The organism is Planotetraspora sp. GP83, assembly GCF_041262585.1.
GTDB lineage: Bacteria > Actinomycetota > Actinomycetes > Streptosporangiales > Streptosporangiaceae > JAOEGB01.
Genome location: NZ_JBGCBZ010000009.1, coordinates 220,465 through 244,755, shown reverse-complemented (window position 1 = coordinate 244,755; position 24,291 = coordinate 220,465). Strand labels below are relative to the sequence as shown.

Here is a 24,291-nt window from a genome sequence, read left to right as displayed (position 1 = left end):
GCCGGTCATGCCGGCTGATCCAACGGGGCTCCTCAGGTTGAGGTGCCCCCTTGCTGGCGCACTCAGGCCTCACCGCCTCAGATCTTCGCGCTGCCCATCCGCCCCCGAATCGTGGTCGACGTGCGCTTGGCTCATTGGATCGGGTACGGCGTGGCGGGTGCGTCGGTTGCGGCGTTGGCGTAGCGGCGGGCCAGGTGCGCGAAGGCGTCCTTGAGCTCGGCCGGGCCGACGACCTCGATGTCGGCGTCGAACCTGCCGATGGTGGCGGCCAGGCCGGGCCATGACCACGAGCCCAGGACGAGCCGGCAGCGGGTCGGGCCGAGTTCCTCGACGACTCCGTCGCGGGTGTAACGGGACACGACGGCGGCGGGGAGGTCGAGGATCACCTCGCCGCGGCAGGGCCAGTCGCCGGAGCCGTCGGAGCCCTGAAACCTGCTGGTCACGAAGGCGGCCACGTTCCCTCCGGGCAGTTCGCGCGCGGTGAAGCGGGGGCCCGTGGGGGTGCGCGGGGTGATCCGGTCGGCTCGGAAGGTGCGCCAGTCGTCGCGGTCGAGGTCCCAGGCGATGAGGTACCAGCGCCCGCCCCAGGTGACGAGGTGGTGGGGCTGCACCCGGCGCGGCGGGGTCTGCGCGCCGTTGTCGTCTGCCCCTGGTGGGGATGCGGGGGTGTAGTCGAAGCGCAGCACTTCGCGGGCGTGGACGGCGGCGCTGAGTGCCATGAGCACGCTGCTGTCGGCCTGTGGGTCCGGTCGGGTCGCGGGCCGCTCGACGGCGGTGACCTGGAGGGTGTCGATGCGGCGGCGCAGCCGTGCGGGCATGACCTGCCGGACGGTGTTCAGCGCGCGCGCCGCGGCTTCCTCGATGCCGGCGCCGGTGGTGGTGGCGATCTGGAGTGCGACGGCCAGAGCGACGGCCTGCTCGTCGTCGAACAGCAACGGGGGCAACTCCGTGCCGGCGTCGAGCCGGTACCCGCCGTCGGGCCCTTTGAAGGCCGCTATGGGATAGCCGAGCTCGCGCAGGCGGTCGACATCACGGCGCACGGTGCGCGGGCTGACGTTCAGCCGCTCGGCCAGCAGCGCCCCCGGCCAGTCCCGGCGCGCCTGAAGCAGTGAGAGCAACGCCAGCAGTCGCGCTGAAGTCTTCGGCATGGTCTCCATATTGCCCTGAGAAGCGGCCACAACCTGGCCGCTTCCCTTGCGACTGTAGTCACCGAGCAGGGCCGAGCAAGCCGATCCTCGTGATCGTCATCGGCGGGGGATACCGAGCTCCCGCTGTCACAGCGAACCGACCCTGCGGTCGACACGCCTTGTGGCCGTCGGACCAGGATGCGTAAGACCACACAGACAAGATGAATCGAGAGGCGAGGAGCCAATCATGTCCGTCAATGCTGTGACCCACCTGAACTTCCGGGGTGACGCTCGCGCGGCACTCACGTTCTACCAGTCCGTGTTCGGCGGGGACGTGGTCATGGTCACGTACAAGGACGCCGGGAACGTCCAGGAGCCGTCCGAGGCCGACCAGGTGATGTGGGGCCAGGTGGCCGCTGGCAGCGGTTTCTGCGTGATGGCCTACGACGTGCCCTCGCACATGCCGTGGAGCCAGGGCGAGAACGCGTTCTTCGTTTCGCTCCGCGGCGAAGCGGCCGAGGAGGTCACCGCATACTGGGAGAAGCTCTCCGATGGCGCGACCATCCTGCAGCCGCTGGGACCTGCGCAGTGGGCGCCCCTCTACGGAATGCTGAAGGACCGGTTCGGCGTCACCTGGGTCGTGGACGTCGTCAGCGAATACAACGCGTCCTGACCATCAAAGCCCGGATGGCGGGCATCCGCCGCCTTGGCGGCGTTGTAGCCGCCGCGAGTTCAGTCAGCCGGTATTGATGTCGAATGGGCCGCCGCGCGGGCACGCTCACCGGCTCGACCCCTGCTCGATCACGACCCTTTCGACGTCGCGCTGGAGGCGGAGGATGAGGCGGACGGTGTGGAGATTCGGACTGAGGACGTCCAGGTCGGCCGAAGAGGGCCGACCTGGACGCCATGATCAGACGAGGTCGAACCGGTCGAGGTTCATGACCTTGTCCCACGCCGCGACGAAGTCGTTCACGAACTTCTCCTTCGCGTCATCGCTCGCGTAGACCTCCGCGAGCGCGCGCAACTCGGAGTTCGACCCGAAGACGAGGTCGGTACGGCTGCCGGTCCACTTGACCTCGCCCGTGGCGGCGTCGCGACCCTCGAACGTGTTCGCGTCCTCGGACGTCGCCTGCCACGTCGTCCCCAGGTCGAGCAGGTTGACGAAGAAGTCGTTGGTCAGAGACCCGGGGGTCGTGGTGAAGACGCCGAGCGGCGACTGCTGGTAGTTCGCGCCCAGGACGCGGAGGCCACCGACGAGGACCGTCATCTCGGGGGCGCTCAGGGTCAGCAGGTTCGCCCGGTCGATCAGCAGGTACTCGGCCGGCAGCCGGTTGCCCTTCCCGAGGTAGTTGCGGAACCCGTCGGCGGCCGGCTCGAGCGCGGCGAACGACTCCACGTCGGTCTGCTCCTGCGACGCGTCCACGCGGCCCGGCGTGAAGGGGACCTCGACGTCGAATCCGGCGTCCTTGGCGGCCTGCTCGACGGCGGCACCACCGGCGAGCACGATCAGGTCGGCGAGCGAGACCTGCTTGCCGCCGGTCTGGGCGGCGTTGAAGGCCTCCTGGATCCCGTCCAGAGTGCGCAGCACCGTCGCCAGCCGGTCGGGGTCGTTGACCTCCCACCCGCTCTGCGGCTCGAGGCGGATGCGCGCACCGTTGGCGCCGCCGCGCTTGTCGCTGCCGCGGAAGGACGAGGCCGACGCCCACGCGGTGGACACGAGCTGGGACACCGACAGGCCCGAGGCGAGGATCCGGCCCTTGAGGGAGGCGATGTCCGCAGCGTCGATGAGATCGTGCGTCACCGCGGGGAGGGGGTCCTGCCACAGCAGCGTCTCGGCCGGGACCTCCGGGCCGAGGTAGCGCACGATCGGGCCCATGTCGCGGTGGGTCAGCTTGAACCACGCCCGGGCGAAGGCGTCCGCGAACTCGTCGGGGCTAGCGAGGAAGCGCCGCGAGATCTGCTCGTAGACCGGGTCGATGCGGAGCGCGAGGTCGGTCGTCAGCATCGTCGGGGCGTGGCTCTTCGACGGGTCGTGGGCGTCGGGGACGGTCCCCGCCCCGGCGCCGTCCTTCGGCTTCCACTGGTGCGCGCCGGCGGGGCTCTTGCTCAGCTCCCACTCGTAGCCGAAAAGGATCTCGAAGAAGCTGTTGTCCCACGTCACCGGGGTATTCGTCCACGCACCCTCGAGACCGCTGGTGATCGTGTCAGCGCCCTTGCCGGTGCCGTAGGTGTTCTTCCAGCCGAAGCCCTGCGCCTCGATCGGGGCAGCCTCGGGGTCGGGGCCGACGTGGTCCGCCGGACCCGCACCGTGGGTCTTGCCGAAGGTGTGACCGCCCGCGATCAGGGCGACAGTCTCCTCGTCGTTCATCGCCATCCGGCGGAACGTCTCACGGATGTCGCGGGCCGCGGCGAGCGGGTCCGGGTTGCCGTTCGGGCCCTCCGGGTTGACGTAGATGAGGCCCATCTGGACCGCGGCGAGCGGGTTCTCGAGCTCCCGGTCGCCGGTGTAGCGCTCGTCGCCGAGCCAGGTGGACTCCGGACCCCAGTAGACGTCCTCGTCGGGCTCCCAGACGTCCGCACGACCGCCGCCGAAACCGAAGGTCTTGAAGCCCATCGACTCCAGGGCGACGTTGCCGGTGAGGATCATGAGGTCGGCCCACGAGAGCTTCTTGCCGTACTTCTTCTTGACCGGCCACAGCAGGCGGCGAGCCTTGTCGAGGTTCCCGTTGTCCGGCCAGCTGTTGAGGGGGGCGAAGCGCTGCTGGCCGGCCCCGGCGCCGCCGCGGCCGTCGCTGATGCGGTAGGTGCCCGCGCTGTGCCACGCCATCCGGATCATGAACGGGCCGTAGTGGCCGTAGTCGGCCGGCCACCAGTCCTGCGACGTCGTCAGCACCTGCGCGATGTCCTGCTTCACGGCCGCAAGGTCAAGGGTCTTGAACGCCTCGGCGTAGTCGAACTCCTCGCCGAGGGGGTTGGCCACGGCGGGGTTCTTGGCGAGGACCTTCAGGTTGAGCCGCTCCGGCCACCACTGGCGGTTTCCACCGCCCTGAGTCGGGTGCGGGGCGCGCCCGTGCGCGACCGGGCAGCCATCTCCGCCCTCCGACTTCGCGTCTGTGACGATTGCATCATGGTTCTCAGACATGGGAATCCTTCTGTACTAGGGGATCACGGTGCTCAGGAACGGCGGGCGGTGGAACAGCCGGGGCACAGGCCCCAGTAGATGACGTCGGCCTCGTCGATCGAGAAGCCATGGTCGTCGGAAGCGGTCAGGCAGGGCGCGTGGCCGACGGCGCAGTCGACGTCGGCGACGACACCGCACGACCGGCACACGACGTGGTGGTGGTTGTCCCCGATGCGTCCCTCGAAGCGGGCCGGGCTGCCGGCCGGTTCGAGGCGGCGCAGGAGTCCCGCCGCGGTGAGCGCGTGGAGTGCCTCATACACGGCTTGAAGGGAGACATGGCCTACGCGATCGCGCACCCCGGAGGCGATCGCCTCGACGTCGAGGTGGTCACCGTCCCGGACGGTCTCGAGCAGTGCGACGCGGGCGGCGGTCACCCGCAGGCCGGCACCGCGCAACTCCTCGGCGGTGGTCGGAGTCCTGGGTGCGATCATGGCGCAAACCTACCGCCATAAACACGAACGATGCAAGATAATTAATTACCCAAGTTTAGTGCAGCGTTAGGCGACGTTTGCCCCGCTATGGCGTGACGCCGGCTGCCGGACGAGCGGCTTCTGGGAGAACAGCTCCGGCGGCAACGGCGGGTCGCCGAATCACGGGAACCCCTGCGCTCGGCGAAGGGCATCTTCGACCTCATCGGCGCACCCACCTGGGCCGAACAGGCCCGGGTGGAGCTCCGCGCGGCCGGAGAAGGACCCTCCGTGCGGGGCCGCGCCGCCCAGGACGTCCTCTCCGCGCAGGAGCTGCAGATCGCCCGGCTCGCCGCTGAAGGCCTGTCCAACCGTGAGATCGGACAGCGGCTGTTCCTGTCACCCCGGACGATCGGCTCACACCTGTACCGCATCTTCCCCAAGCTGGACATCACCTCCCGGTCCCAGCTCGCCGACCGGCTCGGCCGGAGCTGAATCAGCCGGCACCCCGCCACCGGGAGGGCGAATCTTATGATCCTGGTGAGCAAACGGAAGAACAGGGGCCCTCCATGGCGAAGGATGCGAAAGCGACCTCGACAGCACGGTTACGGCGCAAGCCGTACGAGAAGGAGCTCTATCGGCTGCAGGCGGAGCTCGTGAACCTGCAGGAATGGGTGCGCGCCGAGGGCCGCCGGGTCGTGGTCATCTTCGAGGGCAGGGACGCGGCCGGCAAGGGAAGCACGATCAAGCGCGTCGCCGAGTACCTCAACCCGCGCGTCGCCAGGATCGCCGCGTTGCCCGCGCCCACTGAGCGTGAGCGCACCCAGTGGTACTTCCAGCGCTACGTGGAGCATCTGCCGGCCGCGGGGGAGATCGTCCTGTTCGACCGGAGCTGGTACAACCGGGCCGGAGTCGAGCGGGTGATGGGTTTCTGCACGCCGGAGGAGTACACCAGGTTCCTCCACCAGTGTCCGATCTTTGAGCGGTTGCTCGTCGAGGACGGGATCCTGCTGCGCAAGTACTGGTTCTCGCTGAGTGACGCCGAGCAGGAGCGGCGATTCCACGACCGGCTGAACGACCCGATGCGCCGATGGAAGCTCTCGGAGATGGACCTGGAGTCGATCACCAGGTGGGAGGACTACTCCCGGGCCAAGGACGAGATGCTGGTCCACACCAACATCGCCGAGGCGCCGTGGTACGACGTGGAGAGCGAGGACAAGCGGCGGGCCAGGATCAACATGATCTCCCACCTGCTCTCGACGATCCCCTACCGCGAGGTCGAGCGCACGCGCCTCAAGATCCCCAAGCGTCCTCCGTCCTCCGGCTATCGGCGACCGCCCCGCGGGTCGGAGATCCGCGTGCCGGATGTGGCGGCCGCCCTGGAGTAGCCGGTCAACTCCTGGCGGCCGCGACGAAACGCCGGATGAGACCGGGGTCCTTCACCCCGTCGCGCTCGACCCCGCTGGACACGTCGACACCCCAAGGGTGCACCTCGGCGATGGCGCGTGCGACGCTGTCGGGGGCCAGGCCGCCCGCCAGCATCCATCGGCCGGACGCGCGGCCACCGATCACCGACCAGTCCCACGGCTGGCCCGATCCCGGCTTGGGGGCGTCCACGATCAGCATGCTCTCGCCGTACGCGCCACAGCGCAGATCGGCGTCCGAGGCCACGGCGCGGATGAGCGGAAGGCCCAGGTCCTTCAGCGCGGCGAAATCGCTCTGGGGGTGGCGTCCGTGCAACTGCACCGCTCGCAGGCCGGCCTCGAGTACGGCGGCCCGTACGGCGTCGGGTGACTCACCGGAGAACACCCCCACCGTCAGGAGGTGGGACGGGACGGATTCGGCCAGCTCCCGTGCCCGGAGCGGGGTGACCTGCCGCTTGCTGCGAGTCAGGACGAAACCCACGGCGTCGGCTCCGGCCTCGACAGCGGCGGCCACCTGCTCGGGCTCGCGCACTCCGCAGATCTTCACGAACACCCTCAGAACCCTATCGGTCGACTCCGCCGAAGGCCCCGGGACACCACCCATCCCTGCCGCGCGCGGCACGTGCTGTTGATCACCGCCCGAGGCTGTCCCGGTAGCCGGGAAGGGGCTGAGGTTCCCCTAACCCCGCCTTCGTAACACCTTGGCATGTCAAAATCTGAAATTTCTGACCAAAACCGCAGGTCACCCAGCACGAACGAGAACGATTCCTTTACTAGGGTAATTCAAGTGTGCTGCTAGCGTGGGGTACGCGACGGCGGCCAGACAGGCTGACCGAACCGAGTTCCTCTCGCCCGCCGTATGGACGCGCCCACAGACCGATCATCAACGGCCGGATCTGGCGCACGGCGACTGACGAAGCCTCACCGAGCCATCACTTGCACATATTTGAGCGTGCCACCAGACCACGTCGGAGGAGGACGCGGTGCACATCCTTCATTTCCTGAAACGCAGCCGGTCACTTTTGACGCGGCTGCGTCCACGGTCGATCCGGAGCCGCATCACGGTTCTGGTGACCATCGTGGCGGCGCTGCTCCTGATCCCTTCAGGCCTGCTCGGAAGCATGGTGGGCCGTCAGATGCTCGCCGACACGGCGTGCCTGCTATTCGTCGCGGAGGTGCCTGTCTTGATCGGGCTCACTGTATGGGGCACCTGGAAGGTGGCCGGTCGCACGCTCCGGCCCGTGGAGGACATCCGGTGCGAGCTGGCCGCGATCAACGTCAACGACGTCGGCAACCGGGTCGCGGAGCCTTCGGGCCATGACGAGATCTCACGTTTGGCGCACACGGTGAACGGCATGCTGGCGCGGATCGAGCACGCGAAGTGCGTGACCGAGCGGGCGCTCCAGCAGCAGCGCCAGTTCGCCGCCGACGCCTCGCACGAGCTGCGCACACCGCTCGCCGGGCTCCGCGCCGAACTGGAGGAGGCGCAGCTCCATCCGGACGAGACCGACCTACGTGACCTGCTCAACCGCGCGCTGACGGACGTCGACCGCTTACAGGCGATCATCACCGACCTTCTCCTGCTCGCCCGGGTCGGCGCCAGCAAGGTCACCGAGCAGCAGCCGGTGGACCTGGCCGAGCTGGTCGAGGAGGAGGTCACCACGCGCAACGACCGGGTGAGGGTGCAGTTGCGGCTGCAATCCGGTGTGACCGTCAAGGTCGTCCGCTCCCACATCGGCCGGCTCCTCACCAACCTCCTCGACAACGCCCAGCGGCACGCCAGGCAGGCCGTACGGGTCGAGGTGTATCTCAGCGGCGATGCCGCCGTGCTCGCGGTCAGCGACGACGGCACCGGAATCCCCGAGGCCGAGCGGGAGCGGATCTTCGAGCGGTTCACCCGGCTCGACGCCGCACGCAGCCGCGATCACGGCGGCACGGGGCTCGGCCTCGCCATCGCACGCGACATCGCCAAGGCCCACCACGGCATCCTGCGCGTCGCCGACTCGGCCAGCGGGGGCGCGTGCTTCGTGCTGCACCTGCCGCTGGCTCGTCCGCCCTCATATTCGGCCTTGGATGCCCCGACCCCCAGCGTGGCGCTGTTATGGCGTGAAGACGTCGCGATGATCTCAGCCTGAGTCTCCCCGAAAGGGATCCCCCCTCACTGCACCGAGTCGAGCCGGGCCAGTTCGTCGTCGGAAAGCCGCAGGTCCGCCGCCTTGACCGAGTCGAGGATCGTCTCCGGCCGCGAGGACCCCGGGATGGGGATCACCACCGGCGCCTTCGCCAGCATCCAGGCCAGGCACACCTGCTGCGGGCTCACGCCGTGAGCCTGGGCCACCTCGGCGAACGGGGCGAAACGGGAGCCGAGCTCGCCCGCATGGGAGCTGCGGCCCAGCGGCGCCCAGGGCAGGAACGCGATGCCCATCTCCGCGCACAGCTCCAGCTCCGGCTCGCTGGAGCGGAAAGCGGGGGAGAACTGGTTCTGAACGCTCACCAGCCTGCCACCGAGGATCTCGTTGGCCTCGCGGATCTGGTCGGGATTGGTGTTCGAGATGCCCGCATAGCGGATCTTCCCGGCGTCCAGCAGGTCGCGGATCGCGCCGATGGAGTCCGCGTAGGGCACCTTCGGATCGGGCCGGTGAAACTGGTACAGCCCGATCGCCTCGACGCCGAGCCGCTTCAGCGAGGCCTCGCACGCCTTCTTCAGATGGTCGGGCGACCCGTCCTGGGTCCATGAGCCGTCACCCGGGCGCAGGTGGCCGCCCTTCGTGGCGACCAGCACGCCGGAGGTGTCCCCGCCGAAGCTCGCGAGCGCCCGCGCGATCAGCAGCTCGTTGTGGCCCACCTCGCCCGCGTCGCGATGGTAGGAGTCGGCCGTGTCGATCAGTGTCACCCCGGCCTCGAGCGCGGCATGGATGGTCGCGATGGAGCGCTGCTCGTCAGGCCGTCCTTCGATGGACATCGGCATGCCGCCCAAGCCGATCTCACTGACCTGTGCGTCGCCGATACGGCGAGTCCTCATCAAATCCTCCTCAGACAACGACAAAGAGGTCTCATATCCTGCCGACGCCGGTGTGAAACCGTCCAATCGCGGGGGTGGTGGTCCGTTCCGGGTGTTCCCGTTCGTCGTCTCAATGGATGGGCGTCGTCTCAGTGGATGGCCGGTTGCGCGGAGAGCCCAGCGAGCGATTCGCCGCTGCCCTGAGCCCGGAGTTCGGGAGGGAGTCCGCGCCGCCGTACGGGCCGCGCGGCTCCACATGCGTGGCCCGTACGGCGGCGCGGTCATCCTTTTGGCTGATTTCCTTCACCATCCAGCCGATCCCCCCACGCCGGGGCGCGCGTCTAGGTTCGCTTAGAGACGGAAGAAGACGCCGCGGCAGCCCGGCGGGGCGGGTCAGGAGGATGGCAATTGGCCAAGGTAGTCGACATCCGAGCGGAGGGGCTCGCCCAGCGGTTGGAGGGCTACCTCACCGGTTGGGCGGAGCGGTCCGGCGTCGCCGTCGAGATCTGGGCGCTGCCCGCCAGGACCGTCCCCCGTGTCGTCGCCCAGGCGGTGTACGCGACGCTCGTCGAGGGCCTCGCCAACGCCGAACGGCATGCCGCCACCCACGTGTCCATCGCGATCACCGTGGGTGCGAGCGGCCTGCGCATGACCCTGAGCGACGACGGCGCCGGCTTCGCCTCAGGCGAGTCCGGGCAGCCGGGTGGCCGGGGGCTGGTCGCCATGCGCGCCCACTTCGCCGAGGCCGGCGGCACGCTCACGGCCAACAGCATCCCCGGGAGCGGCACCACGATCATCGGCCTCATCCCCGCCTGAGCGAGGCGTGACACGGAAGCCTTCCTGCTACTCGTGGGCACGCAGCAGTTCTCGCACGTCGCGGCACCGCAGGTAGTTCCTGACCGCGTGGAAGTCCACAGCGGCGATCCGCAGAGGGCCGGGCTGTTCGACGTCGTCGAACCGGGTGCGCAGGTCGGCCGGGATGGCGACGAGGTCTCCGATGTCGGCCAGGTTCACCCAGCGCTTCACGCCCGGGGGCCGTCCGCAGCGGTCGTTCATCGGCCCCGGCCGCAGCCGCTGGAAGATCACCTGGTTCATGCCGAGGGGGCTGCCCAGCGTGATCCACAGGTCCACCTTGAGGTCAGAGTGCGCCCACAATGCCTCGTACGTCACAACACTGCCAAGGGAGTGCGCGATCACGATCTCCGGCCGGTTGGCCCGGATCGTCTCGGCGACGGTGTCCCGGGCGTTGACGCGGAACGACTCCTCGGTCCGGTGGAGATAGGTGTTGACCTCCTTGACGAACATGGTCGCGAGCCTGGTCGCGGTCCGGCCGTACCGGTTGGTGAGCCAGTCGGCGGCCTGCCGCACCTTCGCCGTGGCCCGTCCCTGCGCGGTCTGCGGTACGCCGAGCAGCAGGTCGACCCAGGCGACGAACAGCTCCTGCTCGCCGGGCTCCAGGAGCGTCACATCGTCCGTGCCCTGTGCCGTCCCCCGGCGGAGCAGATGGGCGTAATACCCCACCGCGACCCGGGCGTGATCCGGCTCCGACAGCCAGCGTGTCCAGTCGGCGCCGATGGCCTCGGTCGCCGCGTGGACGGACCCGTGCTTCTCGACATAGCCGTAGTTGCCGATCCCGTGCACGCCCACGATCCGCGTCACTTTGGCTCCCAATCTCGTACGGCATGCCGGAACGCGATCACTTCACGATGCGTGGCCACGATGAGGTAGCCGTCGGGCGTCGCGGCCAGCTCGACGACAGGGTCACCGATGTAGAGCGTGTCCAAGGGCCGCCACGAGGTGACATCCCAGGTCCGGACCCGGCCATCCGCCCCCCCGGTGAACGCGATCGGCCGTCCGGAGAGCTCACAGACGGTCGTCGCCGCCACCACGCCGTCATGCGCCTGCAAAGCGGGCACCAGCGGTTCTCTGGACGCCGGGTCGACCAGACGGATCCCGCCCTTGCCGGCCAGGGAGAGCTCCACCAGTCGCCCGCCGCTCACCGCGATCGGCCTCCGCGCCGGCGGTCTGAGGGGAACGGACTCGGTGTCGATCAAGGTGTGCGATTCCGTGTCCCAAAGCCGGGACGTGCCGTCGTTGAGCCACAGCCCCACCAGGTCACGGCCACCGATGGAGACGGGCACCGCCGACGCGATGTCGCGCGGGGGAGTCCGGGCCGTCGTCGAATCTCCCGTCGGAAGATCGGCTGTCCACGCGCTGCCGTCCGCCTCGATGACCATGAGGGACAGCCGACCGCCGTGCGGAAAGAGCGTGAGGCACGCAGACCGGCCCGTAGCGCGTTGGCCAGGGCCGCGCGACCGGACCGTCCCGTCGTGGAGCGCTGTCGCGCCGGCCGGACGGCCCTCCATGGTGTCGATCACCACAGTGCCTGCCGCGTTGGCGTCGCCGGTGGGGGAATCGCCGAGTGAGACGTCGTTGATCAGGTCACAGACGCGCACTTTGCCGTCCGTGCTGCCGCAGACGGCGACGGGGCGGTCCTCCAGCATGCCGATCGCCACCGAGAAGACCAGGTCGGCGGATCTGGTGAGGAGGTCGCCGATGAGGATGCGATCGGTCATGTCCCAGACCCGTACGGTCCCGTGGTCGCCTCCGATGACGGCGATGGGGCGGCCCTCCAGCATGCCGATCGCCGCCGCGTAAACCGGAGCGGCGTACCCGGTGAGGGGAGGGCCGATCAGCGTGCGCCTCTCCAGGTCCCAGACGTGCACGACGCCGTCCGTGCCGGCCGTGACGGCGATGGGCCGGCCGTCGAGTTCGCCGGTGGCGACCGCGTTGACCTTGGTGGTGTGTCCGGTGAGGGGGCCGCCGATCGGGGTCCGGGTCTGCAGGTCCCACAGGCGCAGGGTGGTGTCCTTTCCGGCGGTGACGGCGATGGGTCGGCCGTCGAGTTCGCCGATGGCGAGCGCCCTGATGCTGCTGGTGTGTCCGGTGAGGGGGTCGCCGAGTTGGGTGCGGGTAGTGAGGTCCCAGACGCGCACTGTGAGGTCGCTGCCGCCCGTCACGGCGATGGGCCGGCCGTCGAGGCGGCCGACGGCGAGCGCCTTGACTCCGCTGGTGTGTCCAGCGAGGCGCTTGCCGAATTGGGTGCGGGTGGTGAGGTCCCAGACGCGCACCGTCCCGTCGCCGCCGCCCGTCACGGCGATGGGCCGGCCGTCGCCCAGTTCGCCGGTGGCGACCGCGTTCACCCAGCTGGTGTGTCCGGTCAGGGGCTTGCCGAGTTGGGTTCGGGTGGTCAGGTCCCACATACGAACCGTGTTGTCCCGGCTGCCGGTGACGGCGATCGCACGCCCGTTCAGGGTGGTGGTCGCGATCGTTAACACCGCCCCGGTGTGTCCGGTGAGTGGGCTACCACCCAGGGGCCGTGGCTGTGGCCTGACCGCGGGATTTGGCAACGACGGGGGCGCCGGCGCTGGTCGCCTTCTTGTCCACAGCGGCTGCCATCCCGCCCGCGAACCGGCCGGAAGGAGTGGAGAGCGACCCTGCCGTGCGATGGCCAGCGCGAGCACGCTCTGCCGTACGGCTATGGGCTGGTCGGCGGTGGCGCGCAGAGCGGTGACAGTTGACTCGTCAAGGAAGGGCTCCAGGATGCCGGGCGACGCGTGGAGGAGGAACCCCAGATCGCCCAGCAGCTCCGCCTCACGGCCGGCTTCCCGGGCGTGGTCGAGAGCGTGCCTCAGCAGGTACGGCTCGGCGAGGGCCCAGTCCAGAGCATCGGGCGGCCCTAGGGGATCGAGCAGCCTGCCCAGGATGCCTCCGCCGCCCCCGCGCCAGGATTCGGCGGACGGGTCCTCCTCCATCTCTATCCCGTAGATATGTCCCAGCCTGCGGAGGGCGTCTGCGACGTTGCCGGCGACAGGGCGCTTGACTGGAGCCGCCGGCCTTGGCTCGTCCTGTTCGGGCACCGCCCGGTCGCGGAGATGGTCGGCGAGGCCCTGGTGGAAGAGCCGGTACAGGATCGTGCCGTCCACCGGGTCACGGTCGCGGCGCAGGTAGAACGACCCCGCGTCCAGCGCCGCGCGCACCTGCGCGATCTCCGGTGCGCCCGGCACCGGAACGAAGGCTCCACAGACGCGGGCCAGCACGGTTTCCGGCATCCCCTGCCCGTAGGCGTGGGCCAGCGTCCGCAGGACCAGGCCGAGCCAGATCTGGTCGCGCCGCAGTTCCAGGTCGAGGTCCAAGACATCCGGCACCGTGCGCGGAGCCCTCGCGCCGAACTCCTCAGCCGCCTTGGCGTCCGTGACGGGGGCGGCGTCGTGCGAGGCGACGAAGTGGCGGGTGTAGAGCCCGGCCATCATGAACTCCCCGCCCGGCCGCCCCCGCTCCCCGGCCAGCGCCGCGGCGACGGCGCCCGCGAAGCCGCCACGCACCGCATATCTGTCCGAATAGTCGGGCACAGCCCACAGCAGGTCGTTGACGTACCGCTCCAGATCGACCCTGAGCACCTTCGAGTCGACGTCGTCCAGGTTGGTGACCTCGGCGGCACGGAACAGCTCGCCGTACCGCTCCAGCCGCCGCGATCCGACCAGCAGTCGCACGGCCGGGGTGCCGTCCTGCCGTACGGCCCGGGCCAGGGCCAGCAACTCCGCCGCGAGCGCCGCGCCGTCGTCGGCCTCGTCCAGGGCGTCCACCACGATGACCGGCTGGTGCGGCAGGCCCGGCAGCGCGTCGAGGTCGGCCACGTCGAGCTGGCGGGCGATCGACGCCCTGACCTCGGCGACCGTACGGCGGCGCGCGTGCACGGCGGCCAGCCCCGTCGTGACGGCGTACGGCACACGCTCGACCCGGCGCCACAGAGGCTCGGTGGCCTCCCTGAGCCGTGGATGGGAGGCGCACACGAGCAGCCCGAGCAGAGCCGACTTGCCGACCCCCGGACTGCCGGTCAGGACCTGGAACGGTCCCGGTCCGTAGCCGTTGAACCAGTCGGTGAGGGTCCGCAACTGGTCACGCCGCCCGGTGAAGCAGCCGGTGATCGTGCCGTCGTCCACCATCCGGGTCCCGGCGGCCCGGTCCAGGAAGTGCCGCGCGTCCAGTCCCTCGTCCAGGTCGTCGAGGAACGGCACCAGCGCGCTGTCCAGGCTCCGCCGCAACGCGGGGCGCTGGTCCGCGTCGTCGAAACGTGGGTTGGGGAAGAACGGCAGCTCCACTGGATCGTCGGAGATGTCCACGCGCGTCGCGGTGACCTGCTGGGCGTACCCTCCGCCGGTCAGCCGGTTGACCTCCAGCCGGATCTCGCGGGCCACCATCGGGAGCGGCACGTACCGCAGCGCCGGATCGATGTCCAGCTCCCCGGCGGCGACCCGGCGCAGCACGTTGCCGACGGCCCGGGTGAACCGCCCGTCGAAGGCCGCCTCGTCGGGCTCGCATGCGGCGATCACCCAGCCCCGGGTGACGTCGGAGCGCGTATGCCAGGGCAGCCGCGCCTGGTGACCCCCATGACACAGGTCAAGCAGGAAGAGGGTCAACGGCCGGTCCTTGACGTGCTGCACGCCGGCCAGCCAGGAGCCGATGTCCGCGGTCTCGTGCGCCTCGCCGTCGCTGCCGAGCACGTACACCGTGCCGCCGTCGTCAGTCAGCTTCCCGTGGCTGAGCACGTGCACGATGGCCACGTCGGTCCCGGCCAGGCCGTCGCGTACGGCACTGCCGACCTCCGCGCTCGGCAGATCATCGGCGTCATGGACCACACAGCGATAACCGAGCTGTTCCAGGGTGGCGGCCAGCTCGTGGACATGATCATGTGCGAATGGCAGCGCGTCCCGGCCCGCCGTCTTCGCCACCCCGATGCTCACCGCGCGGAAGTCCGCCGCGTTGGACACCCGCGCCTCCGGGGGAACGGTTACTGATCTGCCGACGCCAGCAGCGTAATGGTCAGCACCCGACAAATCCCGATGAGTCGCGGATTCGCTCCTGAAGACGCTGCTTACAACCGATTGAGCGCGGAGACGAGTTGCTGTTCCTCGTAGTCGAAGTGCGTCTCCAGTTCGGCCGCCAGGCGCCTGAGCTCGGCACGCACCTTGTCAGCGTCGCCCGAGCCCGCGCCTCCTGGAGCCCCCTCAGAAACGCCACGAAGATTCGCGATCTCCCGGCCGGACGCCGACGGCCCCCCGAACCGCCTTGGTTCCGGGGGCCGTCACGGTTTCACATGAAACGGCGCCGGCTCACCGGAAGCTCCGCAGCCGCAGGCTGTTGCTCACCACGAACACCGACGAGAACGCCATGGCGGCTCCGGCGATCATGGGATTGAGCAGGCCGGCGGCGGCCAGCGGCAGGGCGGCCACGTTGTAGGCGAACGCCCAGAAGAGGTTGCCCTTGATGGTGGCGAGGGTCCGGCGGGAGAGCCGGATGGCGTCGGCCGCCGTCCGCAGGTCGCCCCGGACCAGCGTGAGGTCGGACGCCTCGATGGCCGCGTCGGTGCCCGTGCCCATGGCCAGGCCCAGGTCGGCCTGGGCGAGCGCGGCCGCGTCGTTGACGCCGTCCCCGACCATGGCGACGGTCCGCCCTCCGGACTGCAGCCGCTTGATCACGTCGACCTTGTCGGTGGGCAGCACCTCGGCGATCACGTCGTCGGGGGAGATGCCGACCTCGGCCGCCACCGCGCGGGCGACGGCCTCGTTGTCACCGGTGAGCAGGAACGGCGTCAGCCCCAGGGCGCGCAGTTCCGCGACCGCCTTCGCCGACGTGGGCTTGACCACGTCCGCGACGGTGAGCACCGCGCGGGCCGTGCCGTCCCAGCCGACCGCGACAGCCGTACGGCCGGCCGCCTGGGCCGCGTGCAGCTTCCGCTCCAGCTCGGCGGGCAGGTGCTGCGACCAGTCGGCCAGCAGGGCGGGCCGTCCGACCAGCACCGCGTGCCCGTCCACGATCCCCTGGACGCCGCGCCCCTCGACGTTGGCGAAGTCCTCCGGTGCGGGCAGCTCACCCACGCGTTCGGCCGCGCCGCGGGCGACGGCCTGGGCGATCGGGTGCTCCGAGGCGTGCTCCAAGGCTCCGGCCAGCCGCAGGACCTCACCGGCGTCCTCGCCGTCCGCGACGAACACGTCCAGCAGTGTCATCCGGCCCTCGGTGACGGTGCCCGTCTTGTCCAGCACGATGGTGTCGATCGCCCGGGTGAACTCCAGCGCCTCCGGGCCCTTGATCAGGATGCCGAGCTGGGCACCCCTGCCCGTGCCGACCAGCAGCGCGGTCGGGGTAGCCAGGCCGAGAGCGCAGGGGCACGCGATGATCAGTACGGCTACCGCCGCCGTGAACGCCGCGCCCGCGCCGCCGCCCGTGCCGAGCCAGAAGCCGAGCGTTCCCACGGCCAGCGCGATGACGATCGGGACGAAGACGGCCGAGATCCGGTCGGCCAGCCGCTGGGCCTGGGCCTTGCCGGTCTGGGCCTCCTCCACCAGTCTGGCCATCTGGGCGAGCTGGGTGTCGGCCCCGACGCGGGTGGCCCGGACGACGAGCCGCCCGCCGGCGTTGACGGTGGCCCCGGTGACCGGGTCGCCCGGCCGCACCTCGACGGGGACGGACTCCCCGGTCAGCATGGAGGTGTCGACGGCGGAGGAGCCCTCCTCGATCACGCCGTCTGTGGCGATCTTCTCGCCGGGCCGTACGACGAACAGGTCTCCGGCGGCGAGCCGGTCGCTGGGGATCCGGGTCTCCCGCCCGTCGCGCAGCACGGCCACGTCCTTGGCGCCCAGCTCCAGCAGCGCCCGCAGGGCGGCGCCCGCGCGGCGCTTCGACCGGGCCTCGAAGTAGCGCCCGGCCAGGATGAACGCGGTGACACCCGCGGCCGCCTCCAGGTAGATGTTCCCCGACCCGTCGGTGCGCTGGATGGTGAACGTGAAGGCGTGGGTCATCCCCGGCATGCCCGCGCTGCCGAAGAACAGCGCCCACAGAGACCAGCCGAAGGCCGCGATGGTGCCGATGGAGATCAACGTGTCCATGGTGGCGGCGTCGTGACGCAGGTTGGTCCAGGCGGCCTTGTGGAAGGGCCATCCGCCGTAGACGACGACCGGGGCGGCGAGTGTGAGCGACAGCCACTGCCAGTTGGTGAACTGCAGGGCCGGGATCATGGCCATGGCCACGACGGGTACGGCGAGGGCCGCCGATATGAGCAGCCGCAGGCGGAGGGGGCGCAGTTCGTCCGCCGCCTGGCTCTCCCGGGCGTCGGCATCGGCGTCGGCCGGCGGCGGGGCCGGCAGTTCGGCGCTGTATCCCGCCTTCTCCACCTCGGCGATCAGGTCGCGGACGGCGACGGACCCCGGGAAGGTCACTTTCGCCTTCTCCGTGGCGTAGTTGACCGTCGCGCTCACCCCGTCCAGCTTGTTGAGCTTGCGCTCGATCCGCGCGGCACAGGACGCGCAGGTCATGCCGCCGATCGAGAGTTCGACGGCGCCGGAGGCGACCGGCGGCCTGTCATCGGTGACGGATGCCATCACCTCTCCCTTCTCGTGGTTCGACCGTCCCGGCCCGCGCGGGCGGTGAACTCAGCGGTGTGTACGGCTCCCGCGTGCTTGAAGTCGAGGAACAACCGGTAGTCGCCGTCGCTCGGCGCCTCGGCGTGGAAGGTGACCTCCGGGCCGGCCGGGGTCGCGCCGTCGCCGGGCGATCCGTCCGGGTGAACATGCAGGTAGGCCAGGTCTCCCGCGCGCAGGGCCACCAGGTGCCCGTAGGCGCCGAGGTAGGGCTGGAGGTCGGTGACCGGCTTCCCCTGCCTCGTGATCTTCACGGTGAGCGTGCTCGACCTGCCGGCGTTGAGTTGTCCACCCAGCGTAACGGTGTAGCCGTCCACCACGGCCGTGGACGCGACCGGGGGCAGCGCCCTGTGTGCGTCCGGGGGCATTGTGGGCGTCCGGGGTGCTGTGGGCGTCTGGCGTCGTCTGGCCGTCTGGCGTGGTGTGGGCGTCGGTCACGGCGGCGTTCAACGGGCCGGCGGCCTTGCCCGCTCCCAGCGCGCCGCCGAAGATCACCGTTAAGCCGACGACGTAGGCTCCGAGCTTGGCCGGGGTGTTCACGGCCGGTCCGCCAGTTCGTATCCGGCGGTCCGCACGGCGGCGCCGACGTCGGTCGCGTCGATGGGGCGGTCGCTCGTCACCGTGACCAGGCCGGTGCTCAGGTCGACGTCGACGCCGGTGACGCCGGGGATCTCCCCGACCTCCTCCTTGACCGAGCTGACGCAGTGGCCGCAGGTCATGCCGGTGACGGTGTATGTGGTGGTGGTCATAGCGATCACTCCTCGTGGCGGTTCTGGCGGCCCGAGGGCCGTGGCAGCCGGGGAAGGCCCGTCGGGAAGGTCAGGAGCGGACGAGGCGCGCGATGGCGTCGGAGGCTTCCTTGATCTTGGCGTCCGCCTCCGCGCCTCCCTTCGCGGCGGCGTCCGCGACGCAGTGGCTCATGTGCTCTTCGAGCAGCGACAGGGCGAAGGACTGGAGCGCGCGGTTGGCGGCCGACACTTGGGTGAGGACATCAATGCAGTACTTGTCCTCCTCGACCATTCGCTGCAGGCCGCGCACCTGCCCCTCTATCCGGCGCAGCCGCGTCAGGTGGTCCTGCTTGGAGTCGGTGTATCCAGCCATATCTCCGCCCCGTTTCGTGGTCCCACACAGAACAACACCATACCCCCCTATGGTATTTCCGACGCTCGGGCCCTCCGATCCCGGGCGTGAGGGTGAGAGTAGGGGTGACTACCGTTTCATGTGAAACATCAGAAAAGCGCCTTGGCGATCAGCATGCGTTCGGAGTGCGGCATGCGGGTCGCGTCGATGGAGCCCTCGTGCAGCCAGCGTCCTGGCACGCTCGGACGCGCCGGAGACGCCGGTGACGCCGGTGACGCGGTGGCCGGTGAAAGGTCAGACGCCGGTGAGAGATCAGGCAGGGCGGCGGCGAACGTGAAACGGCGTCCCGATGTGCCGTCGGCCGCCACGTAGTCGTCGGCCCCGACGAAGCGGGCGCCAGGTGAAGCCGCCGACACCGGTGAATCGGGAGAGGCCGTGGAAGCCGTCGCGGCGGATGAAGAGGCTGAGGGCGGTGAAGGGGGCGAAGTAGGAGACGCCTGGGAAGCGGATGACGTCTGGGAAGCGGATGACGCCTGGGAAGCGGCTGCCGTCACCCTGGCCAGGGCCGCTTCGAGCGTCTCGCCCGGCCGTACGACCGAGGAGGGCAGGCGGTCGGTCTCGTCGTCCGACAGGACGAACACCACGCCGTCGCGGTGCCCGATGACCGCGACGCTCAGCTCCCGGAACCCGGCCCGTACGGCTTCCGCCTCCAGCTCGGCCGCCCCGAGGACTTCCCATCCGTGCAGGGAGAAATCGAGCTTCCGCCGGACGGCCTCGATGCCCGCGCGGGCATAGGGAACCGTGCCTTCCGGCAGGTCGCCGGCGGGAAACCAGCCCAGCTCGGCGCACTTGTGCGGCTCGGCGTTGATCGGAGTCCCGGCATGGTCGCGGGCCACGAGGAAGAACCCGATCCGGGCCGTGCCCCCGGCGTTGTGGTGGTGCATCACGTGGACCACGTCCAGGCCGGAGACGTCGATCCCGAGCTCTTCCCGGGCCTCCCGCACGGCGGTGTCGACGACCGATTCGCCCTCCTCCAGATGCCCGGACGGCATGATCTGCCACTCCCCGTCGGCGTATCCGGTGCCCTGGCGGCGGCCGAGCAGCACCCGGTCGCCGTTGAACAGCAGGAGGTGCACGTCGACCACGGGCCGGTAGCGGCCCGGCGCGTGGGTGGCCGAGGCGAGCAGCGCGGGGAGCGTCTCGGCGCTGTCCGCGATGAAGTCGGCCAGTTCCCGCGGGACCAGGTTCAGCTCGCGCACCTTCTCCGGGCGCACCCGCTCGATCACGTGGACGCCGTTGCCGGGCACGAGGAACTCCGGCCCGCTGCGCCGCGTCAGGTCCATCCCGACCAGGCGGCACGCGTACGCGATGAGCTGCCTGCCCGGCTCCACGGCCGTGAACACCCGCAGCGCGGGCCCGGCCGTCGCGCCGAGTTCCTCGTCCAGTTCGCGGCGGAGGGTCATCTCCGGCGAGGTGTCGGTCGGCTCCACGCCGCCTCCCGGCGTGATCCAGTACGGCTCGAGCCCCGGCTTCACCCGTTTGAACAAGACGATGTCCTCGCCGTCGAAGAGGATGGCCCGGACGCTGTGCCGTACAGGATTCATGTGCATCATCCTGCTGTACGCCTTCCTGCCTGGGGGCCACCCTGGCGGCGCCCCTGGAAACAGGGAAAGGACAATGGCCATAGGGGGGTGGCAGATGCGGATAGCGGTGCTCGGGATGGGCCGGATGGGCCGGGCGCTGGCCCAGCGGCTCCTCGGTCAGCACTTCGCGGTCACGGTCTGGAACCGGACACCGGGCAGGGCCGCGGACCTGGTCGGCGACGGGGTCGTCGAGGCGTCCTCGCCCGTCGAGGCCGCGCGTGACGCGGAGGCCGTGCTGCTGTCGCTCGCCGACGACCAGGCCGTCCGCGAGGTCATGGGCCGGCTGGCCGCCCTGGAGCCCACCGGCGACTGGCCCATTGTGGCCGACATGAGCACCGTCTCTCCCGCCGCGTCCCGTGAGCTGCGCGATCTCGTCCCCGGCGGCCGGTTCGTGGCCGCGCCGATCGTCGGCGGGCCGCTTGCCGTCGTGGTCGGGAAGGCCACGGCCCTCCTTGGCGGAGATCGCGGGGCCGTCGAGAGGCTGGAGGCGGTCTGGCGGGACGCGTTCGCCGGCTACTCCTACTGCGGTGAGGATCCCGGCTGCGCCGTGACGTTGAAGCTGCTGAACAACTACCTGCTGATGTCCGGCGTGGCCGTCGTCGCCGAGGCCGTGGCCACGGCGCAGGCGGCCGGGTTCGGCGAGGACACGGTGCGCGACATGCTCTTCGCCTGGCCCACCGTGGCGCCCGCCCTGCACAACCGGCTCGACGACATCATCGGCGGCGATCACGAGGGCTGGTTCACGACCCGGCTCGGGGCCAAGGACGTGCGGCTGGCGCGCGAGGTCGCCGAAGCCGCCGGCCTGGACCTGCCGATCGCCCGTCTCGTCGAGCGGCGCTACGAGGAGGCGGCCGAGCGGGGCTGGGGCGACGCCGATATCGCCGCGATCGTGGAATTGCTCCGCGAGAGACGGCGCTAGCTTTATGCGGCTCGCCGTACGCGCCGAGGAACGGCCGCGGCGTGCCGTACACATGAGGAGCGTTTGACATGGGAGCTGTCGCGGAAGCCGGCACGAGGGTGCCGGGCAGCGCGGAGATGACCTATCGCCGGCTGGGGGACTCGGGGCTCGTCGTCTCGTCCGTCGGCCTGGGTGGCAACCAGTTCGGCCGCGTGATCGACCTGGACGCGACGCGGGCCGTGGTCGACGCCGCCTTCGAGGCCGGGATCACCTTGATCGACACCGCCGACATCTACGGAGAGTCGGAGGCGTTCCTGGGCGAGGTCCTGCGGGGTCGCCGCGACGAGGTGGTCCTGGCCACCAAGTTCGGGGGAGACACAGGCGGGGCCAACGGCCCGGACTGGGGGGCGCGGGGCTCGCGGCGGTACGTCCGCAAGGCCGTCGAGCGGTCGCTGCGCCGCCTGCGGACCGACTGGATCGACCTCTACCAGCTCCACTTCCCCGACCCCTCGACGCCGATCGAGGAGACTCTGTCCACCCTGTCCGACCTGGTCCGCGAGGGGAAGGTCCGCTATGTCGGCTCGTCCAACTTCGCGGGGTGGCAGGTGACCGACGCCGACTGGATCGCCCGGACCGAGGGATACGAGCGCTTCGTCAGCGCGCAGAACGAGTACAGCCTGCTGGACCGGCGGGCCGAGCGCGACCTGACTCCGGCGCTGCTGCACCACGGCATCGGCCTCCTGCCGTACTTCCCGCTGGCCAACGGCCTGCTCACGGGCAAGTATCACCGGGGCGCGGGAGCGCCGGAGGGCACCCGCCTGGCCGGTCGCCCGCAGTACCTCACCGACGAGCGCTTCGACGTGGTGGAGAAGCTGGAGGCGTTCGCCCAGCGCCAGGGCGTCAGCCTGCTCGACGTGGCGATCGGCGGCCTTCTCGCGCAGCCGGCCGTGAGCTCGGTGATCGCCGGCGTGACGCGGCCCGAGCAGGTCAAGGCCAACGCCGCCGCGGCCGCCTGGATCCCGGACGACGCGGCGCTGGCCGAGCTCGACGAGATCGCCCCACGCCCCGCCTGACTCGCGGTGATCACGCTGCCCCCACGCCGTGATCATGCACACACTCCCGAGGTCACATGCTGACCTGCGCGACCTCCATCCGTGATCATGCGCACCTTCCCGAACATCCCGCCTGCCTGCGGCTTCGCCGTACGTGATCATGCACTGGACGCTCGGCGCCGGGCCGGCAGCGGCCGGTCTGAGCAGGTCTGAGCAGGTCGGAGGTCAGCTCAGGGGCGGGGGAGGTTACGGAGGTTGCTGCGGGCCATGTTGACGACCTCGTCGGCCTCCCCCGCCAGGACGAGCTTCGTCATGGCCAGCGCGAACCCCCTGACCTGCTCCCCCTTGATCTTGGGCGGCATGGACAGGGCGTTCGGGTCGGTGAGCACGTCCACGAGCACCGGCCCGTCCGTCGCGAGCGCCTCCCGCAGGCCGTCGCGGACGTCGGCCGGGTCCTCGATCCTGATCCCCTTCACCCCGGCCGCGCTCGCCATGGCGGCGAAGTCGGGGTTCTTCAGGGCGGTCTGGTACGGCGGGTAGCCCGCGACGAGCATCTCCAGCGCGACCATGCCGAGCGAGCCGTTGTTGAAGATGACCACCTTCACCGGCAGGCCGTACTGCAGGAGGGTGAGGAAGTCGCCCATCAGCATGGCGAAGCCGCCGTCCCCGCACATGGCGATGACCTGCCGGTCCGGGTACGCGACCTGCGCGCCGATCGCCTGGGGCAGTGCGTTGGCCATCGAGCCGTGGACGAACGACCCGATCAGGCGCCGCCGCCCGTTGGGGTTGATGAGGCGCGCGGCCCACACGGTGGACATCCCGGTGTCGACGGTGAAGACGGCGTCGCCGGCCGCGAACTCGTCGAGCGTGGCGGCGACGTGCTCGGGGTGGATGGGGCGATGATCGCCCACCTCGGTGGCGTACGTGCGGAGCCGGCCGACGAGATCGTGGTGCCGGCGCAGCATCTTGTCGAGAAAGGCGAAGTCGGTCTTCTCCGCCACTCGCGGCAGCAGCGCCCGCACGGTCTCCCTGGCGTCCCCCCAGACGCCGAGGTCGAGCCGGGAGCGGCGGCCCAGGCGCTCACGGCGCAGATCCACCTGGACGATCTTCGGCTCCGACGGCATGAACTGGACGTACGGAAAGTCCGTCCCGAGCAGCACCAGCAGGTCGCACTCGTGCATGGCCTCGTAGCAGGCGCCGTAGCCGATCAGCCCGGACATCCCGACCTCGTACGGATTGTCATAGGCGACCCAGTCCTTGCCGCGAAGCGCGTACCCGACGGGGGCCTTGAGCCGCGCGGCCAGGGCCACCACCTCGTCGTGCCCCCCGGCGACACCGCGACCGCAGAACAGCGTCACCCGCCTGGCCGCGTCGATCATCTGGACGAGCTCCTCCAGCACGGCGTCGGACGGACGGGCGGTCGGTTGCTGTTCGAGCCGGTAGGAATGCTCCAGGTAGGCGCCGCCGGCCGGGAGGTCGGCCACGTCGCCGGGCAGGACCACGACCGCCACCCCGTCGTTGCCGATCGCCTCCTGGATGGCGATCTGCGTGACCCTCGGCAGCTGCTCGGGCCGGGAGACCAGCTCGCAGAAGTAGCTGCACTCCTGGAAGTAAAGCGTGGGGGTGGTCTCCTGGAAGTAGCTCGTGCCGATCTCGGTGCTCGGGATTTGGGCGGCGAGCGCGATCACCGGCGCCATGCTGCGGTGGGCGTCGTAGAGGCCGTTGATCAGATGGAGGTTCCCCGGGCCGCAGCTGCCCGCGCAGGCCGCGAGCCGGCCGGTGAGCTGGGCCTCCGCGCCCGCGGCGAACGCGCCGGCCTCCTCGTGCCTGACGTGCACCCATTCGATGCCCTCGTGGCGGCGGACGGCGTCCACGACGGGGTTGAGGCTGTCGCCCACCACCCCGTACATGTGCCGCACTCCCGCGGCGAGCAGGATCTCCACGAACTGGTCGGCGACCGTGCGTTTCGCCATCCCCGCGACCTCCCTCTGCGGCCTTCCC

Annotated in this window: 20 protein-coding genes; 7 read left to right on the top strand and 13 right to left on the bottom strand. The window is 70.3% G+C overall.

Annotation, left to right across the window (positions count from 1 at the left end; all coding sequences use genetic code 11):
* Positions 1-131 precede the first annotated feature (131 nt).
* On the bottom strand, positions 132-1,148 hold the full coding sequence (locus ABH927_RS15670; protein ID WP_370022094.1) for a helix-turn-helix transcriptional regulator: 1,017 nt from the start codon (positions 1,146-1,148) through the stop codon (positions 132-134).
* A gap of 226 nt (positions 1,149-1,374) precedes the next feature.
* On the opposite strand from ABH927_RS15670, the gene ABH927_RS15665 reads away from it, so the two are divergent.
* The gene (locus tag ABH927_RS15665; RefSeq protein WP_370022093.1) at positions 1,375-1,800 is read left to right on the top strand and encodes a VOC family protein; all 426 of its coding nucleotides are present in this window, start codon (positions 1,375-1,377) and stop codon (positions 1,798-1,800) included.
* Between the two features lie 237 nt (positions 1,801-2,037).
* Here the strand turns inward: ABH927_RS15665 and katG are convergent, their stop codons facing one another.
* On the bottom strand, positions 2,038-4,269 hold the full coding sequence (katG, locus tag ABH927_RS15660) for a catalase/peroxidase HPI (RefSeq protein ID WP_370022091.1): 2,232 nt from the start codon (positions 4,267-4,269) through the stop codon (positions 2,038-2,040).
* Between the two features lie 32 nt (positions 4,270-4,301).
* Positions 4,302-4,739, bottom strand: a complete 438-nt coding sequence (locus tag ABH927_RS15655; protein ID WP_370022089.1) for a Fur family transcriptional regulator — start codon at positions 4,737-4,739, stop codon at positions 4,302-4,304.
* Positions 4,740-5,006: 267 nt separating this feature from the next.
* Between ABH927_RS15655 and ABH927_RS15650 the strand changes: the two genes are divergently transcribed.
* Both ABH927_RS15650 and ppk2 read left to right on the top strand, forming a co-directional pair.
* Complete coding sequence (locus ABH927_RS15650) at positions 5,007-5,210, top strand: response regulator transcription factor (RefSeq protein WP_370022087.1); 204 nt, start codon at positions 5,007-5,009, stop codon at positions 5,208-5,210.
* Positions 5,211-5,284: 74 nt separating this feature from the next.
* Positions 5,285-6,103 (top strand): polyphosphate kinase 2, encoded by an 819-nt coding sequence (ppk2, locus tag ABH927_RS15645; protein WP_370022085.1) that lies wholly within the window; start codon positions 5,285-5,287, stop codon positions 6,101-6,103.
* A gap of 4 nt (positions 6,104-6,107) precedes the next feature.
* Here the strand turns inward: ppk2 and ABH927_RS15640 are convergent, their stop codons facing one another.
* Positions 6,108-6,692 carry a phosphoribosylanthranilate isomerase gene (locus ABH927_RS15640; protein WP_370022083.1) on the bottom strand — a complete coding sequence of 195 codons (585 nt, stop codon included), beginning with the start codon at positions 6,690-6,692 and terminating at the stop codon, positions 6,108-6,110.
* A gap of 517 nt (positions 6,693-7,209) precedes the next feature.
* Here ABH927_RS15640 and ABH927_RS15635 point away from each other — a divergent pair.
* Positions 7,210-8,274, top strand: coding sequence for an ATP-binding protein (locus ABH927_RS15635; RefSeq protein ID WP_370022081.1), 1,065 nt, complete (start codon positions 7,210-7,212; stop codon positions 8,272-8,274).
* Between the two features lie 23 nt (positions 8,275-8,297).
* Here ABH927_RS15635 and ABH927_RS15630 read toward each other — a convergent pair whose 3' ends face one another.
* A complete protein-coding gene (locus ABH927_RS15630) occupies positions 8,298-9,161 on the bottom strand; it encodes an aldo/keto reductase (RefSeq protein WP_370022079.1) in 864 nt (287 codons plus the stop codon).
* A gap of 387 nt (positions 9,162-9,548) precedes the next feature.
* On the opposite strand from ABH927_RS15630, the gene ABH927_RS15625 reads away from it, so the two are divergent.
* On the top strand, positions 9,549-9,956 hold the full coding sequence (locus tag ABH927_RS15625) for a sensor histidine kinase (RefSeq protein WP_370022077.1): 408 nt from the start codon (positions 9,549-9,551) through the stop codon (positions 9,954-9,956).
* A gap of 27 nt (positions 9,957-9,983) precedes the next feature.
* Here the strand turns inward: ABH927_RS15625 and ABH927_RS15620 are convergent, their stop codons facing one another.
* The 7 genes from ABH927_RS15620 to ABH927_RS15590 all read right to left on the bottom strand — a co-directional run bounded on the left by ABH927_RS15620 (position 9,984) and on the right by ABH927_RS15590 (position 20,301).
* The gene (locus ABH927_RS15620; protein WP_370022076.1) at positions 9,984-10,799 is read right to left on the bottom strand and encodes a hypothetical protein; all 816 of its coding nucleotides are present in this window, start codon (positions 10,797-10,799) and stop codon (positions 9,984-9,986) included.
* A complete protein-coding gene (locus tag ABH927_RS15615; RefSeq protein ID WP_370022074.1) occupies positions 10,796-14,971 on the bottom strand; it encodes a caspase family protein in 4,176 nt (1,391 codons plus the stop codon). Before ABH927_RS15615 ends, ABH927_RS15620 begins: the two co-directional genes overlap by 4 nt.
* Before the next feature lie 342 nt (positions 14,972-15,313).
* Positions 15,314-17,578 carry a heavy metal translocating P-type ATPase gene (locus tag ABH927_RS15610; RefSeq protein WP_370022073.1) on the bottom strand — a complete coding sequence of 755 codons (2,265 nt, stop codon included), beginning with the start codon at positions 17,576-17,578 and terminating at the stop codon, positions 15,314-15,316.
* The gene (locus ABH927_RS15605) at positions 17,578-17,985 is read right to left on the bottom strand and encodes a hypothetical protein (RefSeq protein ID WP_370022071.1); all 408 of its coding nucleotides are present in this window, start codon (positions 17,983-17,985) and stop codon (positions 17,578-17,580) included. Before ABH927_RS15605 ends, ABH927_RS15610 begins: the two co-directional genes overlap by 1 nt.
* A gap of 168 nt (positions 17,986-18,153) precedes the next feature.
* Positions 18,154-18,366 carry a heavy-metal-associated domain-containing protein gene (locus ABH927_RS15600; RefSeq protein WP_370022069.1) on the bottom strand — a complete coding sequence of 71 codons (213 nt, stop codon included), beginning with the start codon at positions 18,364-18,366 and terminating at the stop codon, positions 18,154-18,156.
* Positions 18,367-18,436: 70 nt separating this feature from the next.
* Positions 18,437-18,718: a metal-sensitive transcriptional regulator gene (locus tag ABH927_RS15595; RefSeq protein ID WP_261584719.1), complete on the bottom strand. Its 282-nt coding sequence runs from the start codon at positions 18,716-18,718 to the stop codon at positions 18,437-18,439.
* A 128-nt stretch (positions 18,719-18,846) separates the two neighbouring features.
* On the bottom strand, positions 18,847-20,301 hold the full coding sequence (locus ABH927_RS15590) for an NUDIX domain-containing protein (RefSeq protein ID WP_370022067.1): 1,455 nt from the start codon (positions 20,299-20,301) through the stop codon (positions 18,847-18,849).
* Positions 20,302-20,374: 73 nt separating this feature from the next.
* Between ABH927_RS15590 and ABH927_RS15585 the strand changes: the two genes are divergently transcribed.
* Together ABH927_RS15585 and ABH927_RS15580 are read left to right on the top strand one after the other, a co-directional pair.
* Positions 20,375-21,259, top strand: a complete 885-nt coding sequence (locus tag ABH927_RS15585) for an NAD(P)-dependent oxidoreductase (RefSeq protein ID WP_370022065.1) — start codon at positions 20,375-20,377, stop codon at positions 21,257-21,259.
* A 68-nt stretch (positions 21,260-21,327) separates the two neighbouring features.
* A complete protein-coding gene (locus tag ABH927_RS15580; protein ID WP_370022063.1) occupies positions 21,328-22,311 on the top strand; it encodes an aldo/keto reductase in 984 nt (327 codons plus the stop codon).
* Positions 22,312-22,520: 209 nt separating this feature from the next.
* Here ABH927_RS15580 and ABH927_RS15575 read toward each other — a convergent pair whose 3' ends face one another.
* Positions 22,521-24,263, bottom strand: a complete 1,743-nt coding sequence (locus ABH927_RS15575; RefSeq protein WP_370022061.1) for a pyruvate dehydrogenase — start codon at positions 24,261-24,263, stop codon at positions 22,521-22,523.
* Positions 24,264-24,291: the final 28 nt, after the last annotated feature.